Source organism: Aggregatilinea sp., assembly GCF_036822615.1.
Taxonomy (GTDB): domain Bacteria; phylum Chloroflexota; class Anaerolineae; order Aggregatilineales; family Aggregatilineaceae; genus Aggregatilinea.
The window spans coordinates 12,035-27,930 of the sequence record NZ_DAISHJ010000005.1; the positions used below are offsets into that span (position 1 = coordinate 12,035).

At 63.1% G+C, this 15,896-nt stretch carries 15 protein-coding genes; 8 read left to right on the plus strand and 7 right to left on the minus strand.

The window, feature by feature from the left end:
* Positions 1 to 41 precede the first annotated feature (41 nt).
* From V7116_RS03015 to V7116_RS03035, 5 genes are all read right to left on the minus strand, one after another.
* Entirely contained in the window at positions 42 to 998 is a 957-nt protein-coding gene (locus tag V7116_RS03015) for a sugar kinase (RefSeq protein WP_324390283.1), read from the minus strand.
* A gap of 1 nt (position 999) precedes the next feature.
* Positions 1,000 to 1,788, minus strand: coding sequence for an ATP-binding cassette domain-containing protein (locus tag V7116_RS03020; protein ID WP_324390286.1), 789 nt, complete (start codon positions 1,786 to 1,788; stop codon positions 1,000 to 1,002).
* Positions 1,785 to 2,858, minus strand: coding sequence for an ABC transporter permease (locus V7116_RS03025; RefSeq protein WP_324390288.1), 1,074 nt, complete (start codon positions 2,856 to 2,858; stop codon positions 1,785 to 1,787). Before V7116_RS03025 ends, V7116_RS03020 begins: the two co-directional genes overlap by 4 nt.
* Positions 2,859 to 3,016: 158 nt before the next feature.
* The gene (locus V7116_RS03030) at positions 3,017 to 4,930 is read right to left on the minus strand and encodes an ABC transporter substrate-binding protein (protein WP_324390290.1); all 1,914 of its coding nucleotides are present in this window, start codon (positions 4,928 to 4,930) and stop codon (positions 3,017 to 3,019) included.
* 120 nt (positions 4,931 to 5,050) lie between these two features.
* Positions 5,051 to 5,851: a DeoR/GlpR family DNA-binding transcription regulator gene (locus V7116_RS03035; protein ID WP_324390293.1), complete on the minus strand. Its 801-nt coding sequence runs from the start codon at positions 5,849 to 5,851 to the stop codon at positions 5,051 to 5,053.
* Between the two features lie 203 nt (positions 5,852 to 6,054).
* Between V7116_RS03035 and V7116_RS03040 the strand changes: the two genes are divergently transcribed.
* The 7 genes from V7116_RS03040 (at position 6,055) to V7116_RS03070 (ending at position 13,611) form a co-directional block, all read left to right on the plus strand.
* The gene (locus tag V7116_RS03040) at positions 6,055 to 7,032 is read left to right on the plus strand and encodes a 6-phosphofructokinase (RefSeq protein ID WP_324390295.1); all 978 of its coding nucleotides are present in this window, start codon (positions 6,055 to 6,057) and stop codon (positions 7,030 to 7,032) included.
* The gene (locus tag V7116_RS03045) at positions 7,013 to 7,948 is read left to right on the plus strand and encodes an ROK family protein (protein ID WP_324390297.1); all 936 of its coding nucleotides are present in this window, start codon (positions 7,013 to 7,015) and stop codon (positions 7,946 to 7,948) included. Before V7116_RS03040 ends, V7116_RS03045 begins: the two co-directional genes overlap by 20 nt.
* Before the next feature lie 291 nt (positions 7,949 to 8,239).
* Entirely contained in the window at positions 8,240 to 9,232 is a 993-nt protein-coding gene (locus V7116_RS03050) for a hypothetical protein (RefSeq protein WP_324390299.1), read from the plus strand.
* 23 nt (positions 9,233 to 9,255) lie between these two features.
* Entirely contained in the window at positions 9,256 to 10,170 is a 915-nt protein-coding gene (locus V7116_RS03055; RefSeq protein ID WP_324390301.1) for a DUF4129 domain-containing protein, read from the plus strand.
* Positions 10,167 to 11,318, plus strand: coding sequence for a DUF4350 domain-containing protein (locus tag V7116_RS03060; RefSeq protein ID WP_324390303.1), 1,152 nt, complete (start codon positions 10,167 to 10,169; stop codon positions 11,316 to 11,318). Before V7116_RS03055 ends, V7116_RS03060 begins: the two co-directional genes overlap by 4 nt.
* Positions 11,297 to 12,271 carry an AAA family ATPase gene (locus V7116_RS03065; RefSeq protein ID WP_349258410.1) on the plus strand — a complete coding sequence of 325 codons (975 nt, stop codon included), beginning with the start codon at positions 11,297 to 11,299 and terminating at the stop codon, positions 12,269 to 12,271. Before V7116_RS03060 ends, V7116_RS03065 begins: the two co-directional genes overlap by 22 nt.
* Before the next feature lie 2 nt (positions 12,272 to 12,273).
* A complete protein-coding gene (locus tag V7116_RS03070) occupies positions 12,274 to 13,611 on the plus strand; it encodes a DUF58 domain-containing protein (RefSeq protein WP_324390307.1) in 1,338 nt (445 codons plus the stop codon).
* Here V7116_RS03070 and V7116_RS03075 read toward each other — a convergent pair.
* A complete protein-coding gene (locus tag V7116_RS03075) occupies positions 13,589 to 14,413 on the minus strand; it encodes an RDD family protein (RefSeq protein WP_324390309.1) in 825 nt (274 codons plus the stop codon). The genes V7116_RS03070 and V7116_RS03075 overlap by 23 nt on opposite strands.
* Positions 14,414 to 14,453: 40 nt before the next feature.
* Here V7116_RS03075 and V7116_RS03080 point away from each other — a divergent pair, with 40 nt between their 5' ends.
* Complete coding sequence (locus V7116_RS03080) at positions 14,454 to 15,419, plus strand: stage II sporulation protein M (protein ID WP_324390311.1); 966 nt, start codon at positions 14,454 to 14,456, stop codon at positions 15,417 to 15,419.
* Positions 15,420 to 15,426: 7 nt separating this feature from the next.
* Here the strand turns inward: V7116_RS03080 and V7116_RS03085 are convergent.
* On the minus strand, positions 15,427 to 15,896 hold a 470-nt coding region (locus V7116_RS03085), incomplete at its 5' end, for a hypothetical protein (RefSeq protein ID WP_324390313.1).

Below are 15,896 nucleotides of genomic sequence, written 5' to 3' on the forward strand. Positions count from 1 at the left end.
TCCTCCTGTTAATCGATAAAGTGAAGTTCAGGGTCGCAGGCCTACGCGTGATGCGTTTGGGTCTGGATAAATGCTTCGACCTCCGGCAAGGATCGAATCCCGGCCATTGGTCCCTGCGCCGTGACGGCCAGCGCGCCGCAGCCATTGGCAAAGCGCGCCGCCTCGACGGGCGAATAGCCCTGCTGCCAGCGTACCAGGAAACCGGCGTCGAAGCAGTCGCCCGCGCCGGTGGGATCCACTTCCTCGACCGTGAAGCCGGGGACGTGGGTCGTGCCGTCCGCTGTGTACACCTGGCAGCCCTGCCCGCCCTGGGTGATGACGATCACCCGCGTGGGGCGACCGGCCAGGAGCGCCGCAACAGCCTCGTCCAGCGAGGCGGTCCCGGTCAGCAGTTGGGCTTCTTCTGCGGTGGGCAAAATGACATCTGCCGCGGCCACGAAAGGCGCAAACGCCTCACGCGCCTGGGCGGGCGGCATGAGCTGGGGCCGCAGGTTCGGGTCAAAACTGATCTTTGCCCCGGCCTGCTGGGCTAATTCTAGCGCTTTAAGCCCGGTTGCCAACGCTTCCGCGTGGATCGACAGCGTCGATCCCATCAGATGCAGCACCTTCAGCCCGTCGAACAGCTCGGGCTTGAGCAGGTCGGGCGCAAGCTGGCCCGCCGCTGCGTGCCGCAGGTGAAACACAAAATCGCGCGAACCGTCGGACGAATAGCCGACAAAGGCCACCCCGGTTGTGTAGCCTTCGCGCACGTGGATGCCGCGCATATCGACGTGATCGGCGGCAAGCTGGTCGGTCAGGCACTTGCCGAAGGCGTCATTCCCCACGACGCCGATCGCCGCGGTTTGTGCCTGGAGGCGTGCGGCCTGCACGGCAAAAATAAACGGCGCGCCGCTGGGATACGGCCCGGTAAACAGGCCCGGGCGGTCGAGAGGTTGGTCGAGGCCCGTGCGCATCACCTCGACCAACGCTTCACCAAACGTCAGAATATCCAGGGACATGTTATACCCCGTTTCTTACGGCGTCCCCTTCTGCGCCCATGATGTAACTGATCAGTTTTTCCGACGAGACCTGTTCGCGGGGCACGTTGGCGTTGACTTTACCGCGCAGCATGACCACGAAGCGGTCTGCGACTTCCAGCACGTCCTGCATGTTGTGGCTGATGATGATCACCGGCACACCCTGATCGCGTAGCAGGCGGACCATCGCCAGCACTTTACGCTGCTCCGGCACGCCCAGCGCCGCCGTCGGCTCGTCCATGATCACCAGCTTGGCCTGCCAGTAGAGCGCGCGCGCGATGGCGACCGCCTGCCGCTGTCCGCCCGACAGGCTGACCAGCTTCTGCTTGAGCGAGGGGATCACGATGTCCAGCCGCTTGACCGCCTTCGAGGCTTCGGCGCGCATGTAGTCGTCGTCGGTCACGGGGATGAAGCCCGCGAAACGCTTGGTCTTTTCTTTGCCCAGGAACACGTTCGCGCCCACGTCCAGATTTTCGGCCAGGGCGAGGTCCTGGTAGATCGTCTCGATGCCCGCATCGCGGACGGCAGCCGGGGCCAGGTGGGAGATGTCTTTACCGTCGAACGTGATCGTGCCGCCGTCCGGCTTGTACACGCCGGAGATGCACTTGATCAGGGTGGACTTGCCCGCGCCGTTGTCGCCCAGCAGCGCGACGACTTCGCCGGGATAGACCTCAAAATCAACCTTGTCGAGCGCCGTCAGACCGCCGAAGAACTTATCGACGTGGGATGCCCGCAGAATAGGCTCCTGTGTGGAGTGTGTGTGTATGCTCATGCGGTGTGTTCCTGCTGTTTCTCGAAGTACGCCTGAAGCTGGTTGACCAGGACGGCAATGATGATGATGATGCCCACCACGATGAACTGCCACAGGGAATCGACGTTGAGAATGACGAGACCGGTTTGCAGCACCGCGATAATCAGCGAACCGATGACCGTCCCGATCACCTTGCCGGAGCCGCCCATCAGGCTCGCGCCGCCGATGACCACGGCGGCCACGGAGTTCAGCACTTCGGAGTCGCCCACCATCGGCGAGCCTGCCGTGAAGCGGAAGACGTGCAGCACCCCTGCGAAACCGGCCAGAAGCCCCGCCAACACGTAGATCAGGATCAGCGTGCGCGTGACGTTGATCCCGGCCCGCAGCGCGGCTTCCCTGTTGCCACCGATGGCGTAAATGTGGCGCCCGAACTGCGTGCGCGCCAGCACGAACGCAAAGATGCCGACGATTACGGCGACGATAATAATGGGGTAGGGCATCAGCCGTTCCAGCCCACGCAGCTGCTCGTTCGTCAGATCGGCAGGCTGCTTGAGCCAGGCGAGGCCTTCTCCCGGGATGCGATAGGCGAGGCTGCCGTTACCCACGAGGCGCAGGTGTTCGCGGACCCCCGGCGGTAGGTCGCCGACGATATTTTTGCCGGTTGTCAGCAAGAAGGCGGCGCCGCGTACGATGCCCATGACACCCAGGGTTGCGATCATCGGGGGCACTTTGGCCCGAGCGACCAGGAGTCCATTCATCAGGCCGGGGATGATAGTGACCGCCAGACCCGCCAGCACACCGAGCGCAATGGCGCCATCTGTCGCCATCCCTGCATTGGCGAGATCGCGCATGACAGTGGCGCTGATGACGGATGCAAGCCCTAATGTGTAGCCGATGGAGAGGTCGATGCCTGCCGTGATGATCACGTAGGTTTGACCGGTAGCCATGAGCATCACCATCGTGCTGGTGACCATGATGTTGCCCAGGTTGCGGATCGTGAAAAAGCCGGTTCCCGTAATGGAGAAGAAGATCAACATTACCAGCAGAAAGAGCCACGACCAGAGTCGGGCGATGATATTAATCGCTTTCATGCTGTCGAAACCGCTTGTACGGACCTTCTGTCGCTGTGCAGATGTTACATCCATGAAGTTCTTCCGCTTAGTATGATGAACAAAACAGGAAGGGGGTGGTGTGGGCAGAAATGTTCCCCTGCCCACACCACGAACCTATTTATTTTGAGTTCAGATGGCTACTGTTCACGGTAGATGAAGATGCTGATTTCCGGATCGTCGATGTTCTCGGCGGTCATCACAGCGTAGCCGGTCGGGATACGCTTCGGGACGCTCACCACACCGCGCGCGTTGGCGACGGCGGTCAGGACCGCGAAGTAACCCATGTCGGCGGGCTTCTGAGCGATGACTTCGGTTACAGTACCTTCACGCAGCAGTTCGATGGCGAACTCAGAGGCGTCGAAAGCGACGACTTCCACCGCGCCACCGAGGCCAGCGTTCTGGACGGCTGCGCCAGCGGCCTGCGCGCTGAAGGTGTTCGCGCCGAAGACACCGGCGAGTTCAGGATTGGACTCGAGGCGGGCAGCAGTCTGCTGCTGGCCGGTGTTCGGGTCGTCTTCGTTGTAGTCCACACCGATGACTTCGAGACCGTAGTCGTCAGCGGCCTGGATGCAGCCCTGCTCGCGCTGGTCGGTCGTGCTGATGCCGGGGCGCACGTTCTGGATGTAGATCTGCGCGCCTTCGCCGAGTTTCTCAGCGAGCGTTTCGCAGGCGATGTAACCGCCCTCGAAGTTGTCGGAGCCGATGTAGGTGATCGGGAAGGTCACTTCGCCGTTGGCGTAGTCGCCGTCGCCGATGAAGGTGTCAACCGTCAGCAGGGGGATGCCCGCGTCACGGACGCCTTCGAGCACCGGGATCATCTGTTCCTTGTCCGTCGGAGCCGTGAACAGGAAGTTGATGTCACCACGGGAAACCAGGGCTTCGATGATCGGGGTCTGGACCGTCGGGTTGAATTCCTGCGGGTCCTGCTGGATCAGCTCGATGCCGTACGCGTCCGCGGCGGCGTTCGCGCCGACCGACATGGTCACGTAGAAGGGATCGGGATTCACGCCCGGAACGAACGCGACCTTGTAGCCTTCGAGCGCGGGCTTGTTTTCGCGCGGGGTTTCGGTATAGATGTACTGGGCGATCTCAGGATCGTCGATGTTCTCGGCGGTCATCACGGCGTAGCCGGTCGGAACGCGCTTCGGAACGCTCTGGTAACCCTTGAGATACGCCACGGCGAACGACACGGCGAGGTAGCCCATGTCGTATGGCTTCTGGGCGATGACTTCGGAAACCGTACCTTCACGCAGCAGTTCGATGGCGAACTCAGAGGCGTCGAAGGCGACGACTTCCACCGCACCACCGAGGCCAGCGTTCTGGACGGCTGCGCCAGCGGCCTGCGCGCTGAAGGTGTTCGCGCCGAAGACACCGGCGAGTTCAGGATTGGACTCGAGGCGGGCAGCAGTCTGCTGCTGGCCGGTGTTCGGGTCGTCTTCGTTGTAGTCCACACCGATGACTTCGAGACCGTAGTCGTCAGCGGCCTGGATGCAGCCCTGCTCGCGCTGGTCGGTCGTGCTGATGCCGGGGCGCACGTTCTGGATGTAGATCTGCGCGCCTTCGCCGAGTTTCTCAGCGAGCGTTTCGCAGGCGATGTAACCGCCCTCGAAGTTGTCGGAGCCGATGTAGGTGATCGGGAAGGTCACTTCGCCGTTGGCGTAGTCGCCGTCGCCGATGAAGGTGTCAACCGTCAGCAGGGGGATGCCCGCGTCGCGGATGCCTTCGAGCACCGGGATCATCTGTTCCTTGTCCGTCGGGGCCGTGATCAGGAAATCGACGTCGCCACGGGCGGCCATCGCTTCGATGATCGGGGTCTGGACCGTCGGGTTGAATTCCTGCGGGTCCTGCTCGATGATTTCAACGCCGAGGTCCTGCGCGGCCTGATTCACGCCAGCAGCCATCGTCACGTAGAAGGGATCGGGGTTCACGCCCGGAACAAACGCGATCGTAATGGGATCGTCCTGCGCCTTGGCCGAGTTCACCGAGGACATCGGGACCAGCGCGACGGCCATTGTCACGCAAACCGCTACGACGAGCAGTTTCTTTAACATGAGACACTCCTTAAAACATCGTGTATAGAGAAGCCAAAGCCAAAAATCCAATGCTGCCTATTTAGCTGCGCTCTATACCTGCTCCTTTCCCCGCACAGCGCCTGCCGGGTAAAACGCGACTTAAACGCGTACGACCTCAACACCTTCGTTTTCGATCAGCCGGGCATTATGATCACTCAAGCCCGTGTCGGTAATGAGCAAGTCTACTTTTTTGAGCGGCACGATCGTGATAGGCCGGATCTCGCCAAATTTGCTGCTGTCGGCCATGAACACCACTTTTTTGCCCTGCCGCGCGATGGCGCGCTTGACCTCGACCTCGAAAATATTCGAGTTGGTCAGCCCCTGATCGATGCTAAAGCCACCAGCCGCCAGGAACACGAGGTCGGCGTTGATCGTCTCCAGCGTGCTGATGGCCGCCGGGCCGATCAGCAGACGGGTCAGGTGCCGCAGGACGCCGCCCGTCATGACCAGCTCGACGTACGGGAACTGGGAGGCGGACGCGGCGACGTTCAGGGCGGGTGTGACGATGCGCAGATATTCGAGATCGTGCGGCAGGTGGTTGACCAGCTCGACCGTAGTGCTGCCCGCATCGACGATGATCGTCTGGCCCACTTCGATCAGTTGGACGGCGGCGAGGCCGATGCGTTGTTTGGCGTCATGGTTGAGCAGGGTGCGTTGGTGGAGCAGGGTTTCGCGGTCTTCGACGGGCATATTCCGCGCGACCGCGCCACCCCATACGATCTCGCAAACGCCAACTTTTTCCAGTTCGCGCAAATCGGAACGGATCGTGGCAGAGGAGACTTTCAGGAGATCTTTTAGCTCGTTGGTGCGCACAACGCCTTCGCTTTCAAGTACCTCAGCGATGATGCGTTGGCGTTCGACCGCGAGCAGGTTACTATCAGCGTAATCTTCGTTTTTCATTCGTTTCGTTTATGCAAAACAATTCTTTGTTTTGTTTTCGAAAATTTCACTTTGCTGCCCTCATGATAGGCTGAATTTTGTCTTCTGTCAACTTTTGTTATCTCTTTTTGCCGATTACGGCCCGGAAAGTTGATAGAAACGAAAAAAACGCAATATAATGAGAGTGCAAAACAAAGATTTACAAAAAAAGGAGAAAGAAAGCGTTGAAGACACTTTTTGTCGTCAGCGGCGGCGATGCACCCGGCATCAACACGGTGATGGCTTACTATACGGCCCTGGCGACGCGCTACGGGCATGAAGTGGTCGGTGCGCGCGATGGCTTTGCCGGGTTGGTCGCGGGCAATCTCGTTCCCCTCACCGGCGACGTGATCGGCCCCTGGGCGTCGATGGCCGGTTCGTATCTGCCTTCCAGCCGTGTCCCGGTGCTCAGGGATGCCGAAGGGCAGCGGGCAATGGCCGGGGTGCTGGCGCAGCACGGCATCGACAACGTGATCCTGTTCGGGGGCAACGGCACACTGCGCTACATCCCGCCGATCATCGCGGACATGGGCATTCGCTGCATCGGCCTGCCCACGACCATCGACAACGACGTGCCGGGCACGGACCTGACACTCGGCTTCGACTCCGCGTGCAACTTCGCCTATCACGCCATCGACGGCGCGATGGCGACCGGGCGCGCGCTGCCAGGGCGGATCTTCATGGTCGAGACGCTCGGCGGTTTTTCGGGCATGATCGCGCTGGACGTGGCGTTTGGCGCGGGCGCGCATGCCGTGCTCGTGCCGGAATATGCCTACGACGACGCGTGGCTCGGCCAGCGCCTGCTGGAAGCCGCCCACCGCGACGGCTACGCCCTGCTCGTGCTGTCCGAAGGGGTCGCCGCCAGTCGCACCCTGTTCGATGACATTTTCCGCTGGACGAATATCCGCGTGCGCGATATCCGGCTGGGTCACGCACAGCGCGGCGGCACGCCCACCCACCGCGATCGATCGCTGGCGGCGCAGATGGCGCGGCTCGCGTTCGAGGGGCTGAACGCGAACGTCACGCGCGGCACGGTCGTTGTGCGCGGCGGCGAGACGCTGCTGCACGAAGGGCCGCTGGAAGGCCCCGAGCGCCTGCCCGATCTGGACCGGTATAACTTTATTAACGGATTTGAGCCCGGCTATGAACCTGCTCGCAATTGACTTCGGAGGTACGCGCACCCGCGCCGCGTGGTTTTCGCATGGCGTCAATCTGATCCAGCGCGACGAAACGCTGTCGCAGGTGGACCAGCCCGCCCAACAGGTGCTCGACCGCATGATCGAGGTGGCGCGCAAGGTGATCCCGGCGGGCGAGCATGTGGACGCGATCGGGATTTCCGCACCCGGCCCGCTCGATGCGGCGCGCGGCGTGATCATCCAGGCCAAGACGCTGCCGGACTGGTACGACGTGCCGCTGTCGCGGATTATCAGCGAGGCGTTCGGGCACGTGCCGGTGTTCATGCAAAACGACGCGAATCTGGCGGCGCTGGCCGAATATCACCTCGGCGCGGCGCAGGGCGCTGACCCCACCATTTACCTGACGGTCAGCACGGGCATCGGCGGCGGCGCGGTGATCGGCGGTACGCTGTTCACGGGCAGCCGCGGGTTGGCCATCGAGCCGGGACATATGCGCTTCCCGCAGGCCGATGGGCGCATTTTGCGCTGGGAAGAACTGTCGTCGGGCACGGGCATCGGCAGACTGGCGCGTGAGCGTCTGGCCGGGTCGGACGCGCTCTCCTCGCTGCGCGTGCTCGACTGTGTGGACGGTAAGGCGGTCGGCAAGGCGGCGCAGGCCGGGGACGCGCTGGCGCTCGACGTGATCCAGACGTCGGCGTACTATTTCGGGCTGGGGCTGGTCAACCTGATTCACCTGTTCAACCCCCAGGCGATCGTGCTCGGCGGCAGCGTGATCCAGTTGGGCGACCTGTTCCTGGATCCCGCCAAACGCATCATCGAGCAGGAACTACTGGACCCGCGCTTCAACAGCGACGACCTGATCCGTGTGGCGCAATTGGGGGACAGTGTATGCCTGTACGGCGCGGCCCTCTACGCGCGCTGGAAGATGGAAAGCGCGTTGTAGCTCGCTCTTTTTTGGCAGTACGATTGGCGGCGCGGTCTCACCTGGGACCGCGCCGTTTTTGTTTTGCCTCCCCGGTGCGGCGGCGCTGGACGCCTATCCTTTCGCCCTTATAGAAATTCAGACAAAATTCAGGAGGTTCACTTTTATGTAGTGCGACCTTCTCATACAATAGAGGTGATTACCAATGCTATTAAGGAGCCATGAGCAGATCCTACAAGATTGAGTGGGACGCGCCTGTTCATATCTCCGCAAAAACTTATGTCGTCCGATCATCTGGGGGATAGGGTCTCTATGGAAACGGCACTGCCTCTATCGACATCGCAGGATCGAGTGGTAGATGTCATTGACCGCGCGTTTCGCATCTACCGCAGCAACTTTTTCAGTTTCGTGCTTCTATTCGCGTTGGTCACCATCCCGTTTTATTTCGCGCAGGAAGCGATCGTCAGCCAGGACTTGCTCAGCGAATCCACGACGTGGGCGGAATATTACGACAAGGTTGACCAGCAAACGACAACGCTGCGGGTTTTGAGCGTGCTCAACACGCTGGTGACGGTGGTTGTCGGCTATGGATTGACGACTTACATCGCGTCCGAAGCATACATGGGGCGCAAGATTAACCCGTGGCGGGCGTTCAGGGAATGCAAAGGCCGGTTGTTCCAACTGGGGCTGGCATGGCTTAGCATGGGCTTTATATTCGGTATCAGCGCCGTGCTGGTCGTTGTGACCGGGGTACTGTGTTGGATTCCGTTCATTCTGCTGCCGGTGGTCATGTATCTGGGGCTGTCAACCTACTTTTTCCTCAACCCGGTGATGGTGTTGGAAAACGTTGGCCCCAGCTATGGCATCCGCCGGGCGGTGGAGATGGGCAAAACGCACTTTTGGCCGGTGTTTGGTCTGGTGCTGGGCCTGTGGCTCATCACCTTTGTCATCGAAGTCGCGTTCGGATCGACCACTCTGCTCCTCTCGACTGAAACGACGGACCTCTCGGCGTATTCCATCGCGTCGATAGTGCTGTCGATCGTCATTGGGCCGCTGATGCCGATCGGCCTGACGATGATGTACTATCATTACCGTATCCGGTATGAAGGGCTGGATCTGGCGCTGCAAGCGAGCGATGTGCCCAACGCGCGCCCGCGGGATTTGATGTCCCCCGACATCGAACGCAAGCTGGTGACCTCGAACGATATTGTAAACATGGTCATGCTGGTCGTTGTGTTCGTGATACTCCTTCTCGCGTTGTATTTGTTGATCGGCACGACCTTCTCAACCGTGACCCGCTACTGACCGCTGCTGCTGTGCGAGGAAATGTGCGCACGATACGCTTTTTAGCCCTGTTCGCCGCGATTGGACTGCTGTCATTGAGCCTGGGTACTGCCCAGGCTCAATCGGGCACGGTGGACGAAGTCGAGTTCTGGCAGCGCTTCCAGCAAACGGATAGCCTGCTGCAAACGGCGCTGGCGCAGACCGGCATCGCGCGCGGCGCGACGCTCGCCCAGGTCAACCAGTTGTGGCTGGGCGTGGGCAGTGTGCGCCTGATCGATGGCGCGGTCATCGACGTAAACGTGTCGTGGCTGCGCGTCTCGAACAAAAGCGAGGACGAGATCGTCCGGGTCCGGGCGCAGGTGCAGGCCATTCTCGCCTACGAATCGCAGCATCTCGTCGCGCTGGCCGATGCGCTGGCGCTGCAAGAGCAGTTGAACCGCGTCCTGCGCGATCAGGAAGCCGCACAGCCCGGCACGGGACCCTCCACTTCTTCCCGCGCATCGTCAAGTTCCGCTTCGGGCAGCTGGCTGGGACAGATCGCGCTGATTGGGCTGGCGATCGTGATCGTGGGCGTCGTCGTGGCGTATGTGCTGCGCACGGTACAGATGCAAAAAGTTACCCTCGATCTATCGCCCGACGAGGACGCGCCCGTCACCGCGCAGGAAGCCGCCGCGCGCGCCGAATCCGCGACGACCACGCAGGATTACCGCACCGCGATCCGCTATCTGTACCTTTCCGGCCTGCTGGCGCTCGATGAGCGCGGCATCATCCGCTATGACGCCTCGCTGACCAACCAGGAACACCTCGCGCAGCTGGCGGGGCAGCCCCGGCTGCGGGCGCTGTTCGAGCCGGTGGTGACGATCTTCGACCGCGTGTGGTACGGCGTGCTGCCTGCCGACGCGGCGCTGTACGACGAGTTCCGCCATGCGCTCGAACTGGTGGAGCAGCAGCGCCCATGACCCGCCTGCGCCGCCTCAAAATTACCGATATGCACCTGCTGGTCGCGGCACTGATGGCGCTGGTTGCGCTGGCTGTGTTGTTCCCCCCTTCCGGCTCGTCCGAGTCGTGGAAGCCCCTCAGCATACGGAACAGCAGCAGCGGTGGGGCGATGGTGCTGCGGATGTGGATGGAGCACCTGGGCTTCGACGTGCGCCCTCTGACGGCGGGCGAGCACCTGTCGGACGACGTGGATGCGCTGTTCATGCTCGAACCCGTGCATACCTACACGCCCAACGAGGCGCAGGTGCTGTATGACTGGGTGGCGGCAGGCCATACGCTGGTCGTCGTGGGCACCGAGGACGATGCGGTCAATTCGGTCCTGATGCCGTTCGACGTGTCGCTGACCTCGATCGAGTGGGTCGACAGCACCCTGTCGCTCGCCAGCCCGACCCTGACCACACCCCCGTTCGAGCACGTCAGCGTCAGTTATGCGAGCCCCATTTACACCACGCGCGCGGATCTGGTCGTGCACATCATGGCGGAGGGCCAGCCACTGTTCGCATCGCTGGGCGCGGGCGACGGCATGGTCTGGATCGCGGGGATGCCTGCGCCCTTCACCAACAGCGGCCTGCGCGACGAAGCCAGCGCGCGGCTGGTGGCGAATCTGCTGCTGCGGCTGCCCGAAGGCGCGACGGTCGCGTTTGACGAATCCGAGCGGGAAGTGGCCGTGCCGGAGAGCCTTGAGAGTTGGATGATCTCATCGCCCGCGGGCTGGAGCATTCTGCTGGCGGGGGCGCTGGTGATGGGCTATCTGCTGCTGCGCGGACGCCGTTTCGGGCGGATCGTCCCGGTGGAAGGGCATCAGCTCCGGCGCGAGCCGACCGAATACGTACGGGCGATGGCGAACCTGATGCGCCGCACCCGCCATCGAGGCGTGGTGCTGCACCACTACCGGGGTGAGCTGCGCCGCGTGCTGGCAAAACGTTATGTGATCGATCCGGGCCTGAGCGACGAGGCATTCGTGCGCGTGCTGGCCGAGCGCGATTCCACGCTGGATGTGGAGGCGCTGGCCGGGCTGCTGCACCGGCTCTCGGCGCAGAACGCCAGCGAGCACGATCTGGTATCCCTGGCGATGGCCGTTGACGAATGGATAGGAGAGGGACGGTGAGTGTGGAGGAGTTGCAATCGCTGGTGACGGCGCTGCGCGGCGAGGCGTCGCGCGTGCTGGTTGGCCAGGACGACGCGGTAGAGCATTTGATCATTGCGCTGTTTACGGGCGGCCACGTGCTGTTGGAAGGCGTGCCCGGCACGGCGAAAACGCTGCTGGCGAAGACGCTCGCCCACCTGATCGAAGCGGATTACGGGCGCATCCAGTTCACGCCGGACCTGATGCCGTCGGACGTGGTCGGCACGATCGTGTACGACATCCAGTCGGGCCGGTTCAACCTCAAGCGCGGGCCGATCTTCACGCAGATCCTGCTGGCGGACGAGATCAATCGCGCCCCGGCCAAAACGCAGGCCGCGCTGCTGGAAGCGATGGAAGAGCGGCAGGTCACGATCGAGGGCCAGACGCAGGCGCTGCCCTATCCGTTCATGGTGATCGCCACGCAGAACCCGGTCGAGATGGACGGCACCTACCCGCTGCCCGAGGCCCAGCTCGACCGCTTCCTGTTCAAAGTGAAGATCGATTATCTGCCGCAGGACGAGGAAGTCGAAGTGCTGCGGCGCTATCACCAGGGCTTCGACGCGCATAATCTGGCGGGCGCGGGACTGTCGCCCATGATCCGCCCGGCGAGCATCGACGCAGCCCGGCAGATGATCGCCGCCGTGCGCGTGGAAGACGGCATTTTGAGCTACATCACGGCCATCATCCGCGCCACGCGCACCAGCTCCGATCTGGCGCTGGGCGCGAGCACGCGCGCGGGCGTCGCACTGCTGCTGGCCGCCAAGACACGCGCTGCGCTCTACGGGCGCGATTACGTGTTTCCCGACGACGTGAAAGCGCTCGTGCCGCCCACACTGCGCCACCGCGTCGTGCTGCGGCCCGAAGCGGAGATCGAAGGGCTGGACCCCGACGCGGTCTTCCGCCGCCTGCTGGCCCAACTGGAGGTTCCGCGCTAGCCATGCTCACGCCCCGCTCGCTCGCCTTCGCGCTGGTGATTCCGGCGCTGCTGCTGGCCGGAACGTGGCAGCCCGCCCTGGTTCCGCTGGCGGGTGCGTACGCCGTGGGCCTGCTCGTGCTGCTGGGGCTGGATTGGCGCGGTGCGGGCGGCGCGGGGCAGTTCCGCGTGGCGCGGGAGCACGATTCCAAGCTGTCGCTCGCGGCGGAGAACCGCATCACGGTGCGCGTGACGTCGCGCGCGAAGCGTCCGGTCGCGCTGACCGTGCAGGACGAGCCGCCGCTGCCGTTCGCGGGGGAGCACGCCTCGCTCATGCACGCCGATCTGGCTCCGCTCGAAACGCACGATTTCGTCTATGCCGTGCGCCCGCTGAAGCGCGGCGATTACCGGTTCGGGGACGTGAACCTGCGCTGGAACAGCCCGCTGGGGCTGGTCGTGCGGCAGGGGCGCTATCCCGCCGCCGGACCGGTCAAGGTCTACCCGAACCTGCACGAGATCCGCAAATACGAGCTGCTGGCCCGCCGCGATCAATTGGCGGAGATGGGGCTGCACGGGGTCCGGCTGCGCGGCGAAGGCACGATGTTCGAGAGCCTGCGCGAGTATACGCCGGATGACCCCTACCGCCGCATCAACTGGAAGGCGACCGCGCGCCGCGCCCGCCCGATCAGCATGGAGTTCGAGCCGGAACGCAGCCAGCGCGTCGTGATCGCGGTGGACGTGGGGCGCATGATGCGCAGCCCGATCCACGTGCACGAGCCGGACGGCCCGGCGTGGAACATGGCGAAGGTCGATTTTGTGATCAACAGCGTGCTGCTGTTCAGCTACGTGGCGACGCTGAAGGGCGATCAGGTCGGGCTGCTGGTGTTTGCCGACCGCGTGAAGACGTTTATCCCGCCGCGTGCGGGTCCCGCGCATTTCCAGAAGCTGCTCGAAGCGATGTACGCGTTGGAAAGCGAGCCGGTCGAGGCCGATTACAGCCGGGCGCTGATGACGCTTGGCGCGCAGAACAAAAAACGCTCGCTGGTGGTGTTGTTCACCGATGTGAGCGGCGCGCGCGCCTCCGAAGCGCTGGCGCGTGTCATGCCGAGCCTGCTGCCGCGCCACCTGCCGCTGCTGGTCACCATCCGCGACCCGGCGCTGGATCAGGAAGCCGGGCAGCAGCCGTCCTCCTCCGACGGTGTATACCGGCGCATGGTGGCCGAGCAGTTGATCACCGAGCGCCGCCTGCTGCTTGAACGGCTCCAGCGCCAGGGCGTGCTGACGCTCGACGTTTCCGCCGAGCACATGACGATGGCCGTCGTCAACCGCTATTTGGAACTTAAGGCCAGATCCTTGGCGTAGGTGGCGGGGCGTCGGAAGGCCGTTCGGCCCGCTCGTAGGCGCGCATGATCTGTTCCAGGAATTCTTCGGCGCGGTGCAGGTAAAGATACTGGGCCGAGTTGGGGTCCCAGATGTCCATTTTGATCGCCATCTTGCGCGCAATATCAAGCGCGATGGGTTCCCGCCCGCTGATGCTGTCGCGGCGCTGCAAGTAGCTGAGCACCATCGCCCGGTCCTGCGCGGTCAGTTTGGAGACGTCGATGTGGTCGGGGATCGGGTCGGTGGGGCTGACGATCTGGTACCGGACCCGGAGATTCACGGTCAGATTATGCACCGACAGGTCCGGCTGTTCGCGCACGACGAGCGTGCCCGCTGCCATGTCGCCCAGCCGCTGCGACTGGCGGGACACGAACATCACGATGATGCCGATGCCGTAAAACGCGGGCAGAAAGTCGAACAGGCGCACGAGGTTGCGCACGATCAGCCCGGTGGCCGTCAGCGGCATGCCGTTGGCCTGCACCACGCGGATCTTGAACAGGCGCTTGCCGGGGGTCTGGCCGTTCCAGATCGCCTCGAAGATCAGGTGGTAGAACATGAACACCGCGAAGACCAGCAGCGTCACGAACGCGAGCGCCAGGTAGTTGTTGTCTGGCGTGTCGAACGGGATGTCCGAGATCAGCCAGAGCAGCACCAGGATCGTCACTGTGACCAGCAGATAATCGACCACGGCGGCCAGCGAGCGGCTGCCGGGTCCGGCGACTGGCGTTTCGAGTAGAACGTTTTCGGGCGTATCGATCTGAAGGCTCGGATCCAGAGACGACATAACAAAAGCCCCTACAGGTTTAAGTAGAACGGATAAGGGTATGACGGTTAATGATTTTATCAGACTTCGAGAAAAAGACTGGGACCGTCTGCAAACGCTGGTCCGGCGGCACCAGGGGCACGCCGCGCTGTCGGCGGAGGAAGTCCGCGAGCTGGGCACGCTCTATCGTGCCGCGATTTCCGATCTGGCGCAGGCCCAGCGCGACTATCCCGGCCAGCGCGTGACCGCGTTTCTGAACCAACTGCTGACCCAGACGCACGCCCTGATTTACCGCCGCGAAGCGACCGGGTTTTCCGCCATCCGGCGCGCCGTCGTTCACACGATCCCCGACGCATTCCGGCGCACGGCGATCTTCACGCTGGTCGCGTTTTTGCTGTTCTGCGCTCCGGCGCTGGTGGGCTTCCAGCTTGCCCGGCACGATCCGGCGGTGGCCGGGCCGTTGGGCCTGTCGAACGTGCGCGCCTCGCTCGAAAATCAGGCGATGTGGACCGATATCCCGGTGGAAGAACGGCCCTACGCCTCGGCATTCATCATGACGAACAACATCCGCGTGGCGCTGCTGGCCTTCGGCGGCGGGATGGCGCTGGGACTGTTCAGCGTGTATCTGCTGGCGATGAACGGGCTGATCTTCGGGGCGGTGTTCGGCCTCGCGGTGCATTACGGGCTGGGCGGCGCGCTGCTCGATTTCGTGTTTGCGCACGGCGTGCTGGAACTGAGCGTGATTTTCCTCGCGGGCGGGGCGGGGCTTCAGCTTGGTTGGGCGGTGATCAACCCCGGGCGCTATTCGCGCAAGGATGCGCTGGTGCTGGCGGCGCAGCGTGCCGCGCCCCTGGCCGTGATCGGCATCGTGATGCTGGTCGTTGCGGGAACCATCGAGGGCTTCCTGTCGCCCTCGGATGCCCCGTTTGCAATCAAAATGATGGTCGGATTGGTCAGCGGCGCGCTGTTCTACGCGTATCTGCTGCATCCCGGCCTGCGCGGTCGCCGGTCCGCGCGGACCGCATAACCTGGGCCTATCCCGTTGGCGCGGCGTTCGGCTGCAGGATCTGCACGCTGTCCAGCGCGATTACCGTTCCCTCGCTGGCGGCATTCTTGCGGCCCGTGTTGCGAATCGTGAGCGTGTGAATGCTGTACGGCAGGCCGCTGACGGCGACGGTTTGGCCGAACGTTCCGTTTTCCGCGTAGGTATCGACATCGCCCCACACCACACCGTCAACCGAAATTTCGAAGATGCCGAAGTTCGAGAACGCGACGTACTGGATGACCGCGTCCGTCCCCGCGAACACGAGTTCCACCGACGCGCCGGTATCCGCCGTGTAATGGTAACTGCCGCCCGATCCGCCCACGGACGCCATCTGGATCCAGCTGCCGGTCGTGTAGTGCAGCGACGAGCTGGCGTCCTCGTAGATGCCGGGGCCCATCACCGTCAGCCCTGGCGTTGGCGTCACGCCGAGCGTGGGCGCTGGCGTGGGCAGAATGGAGG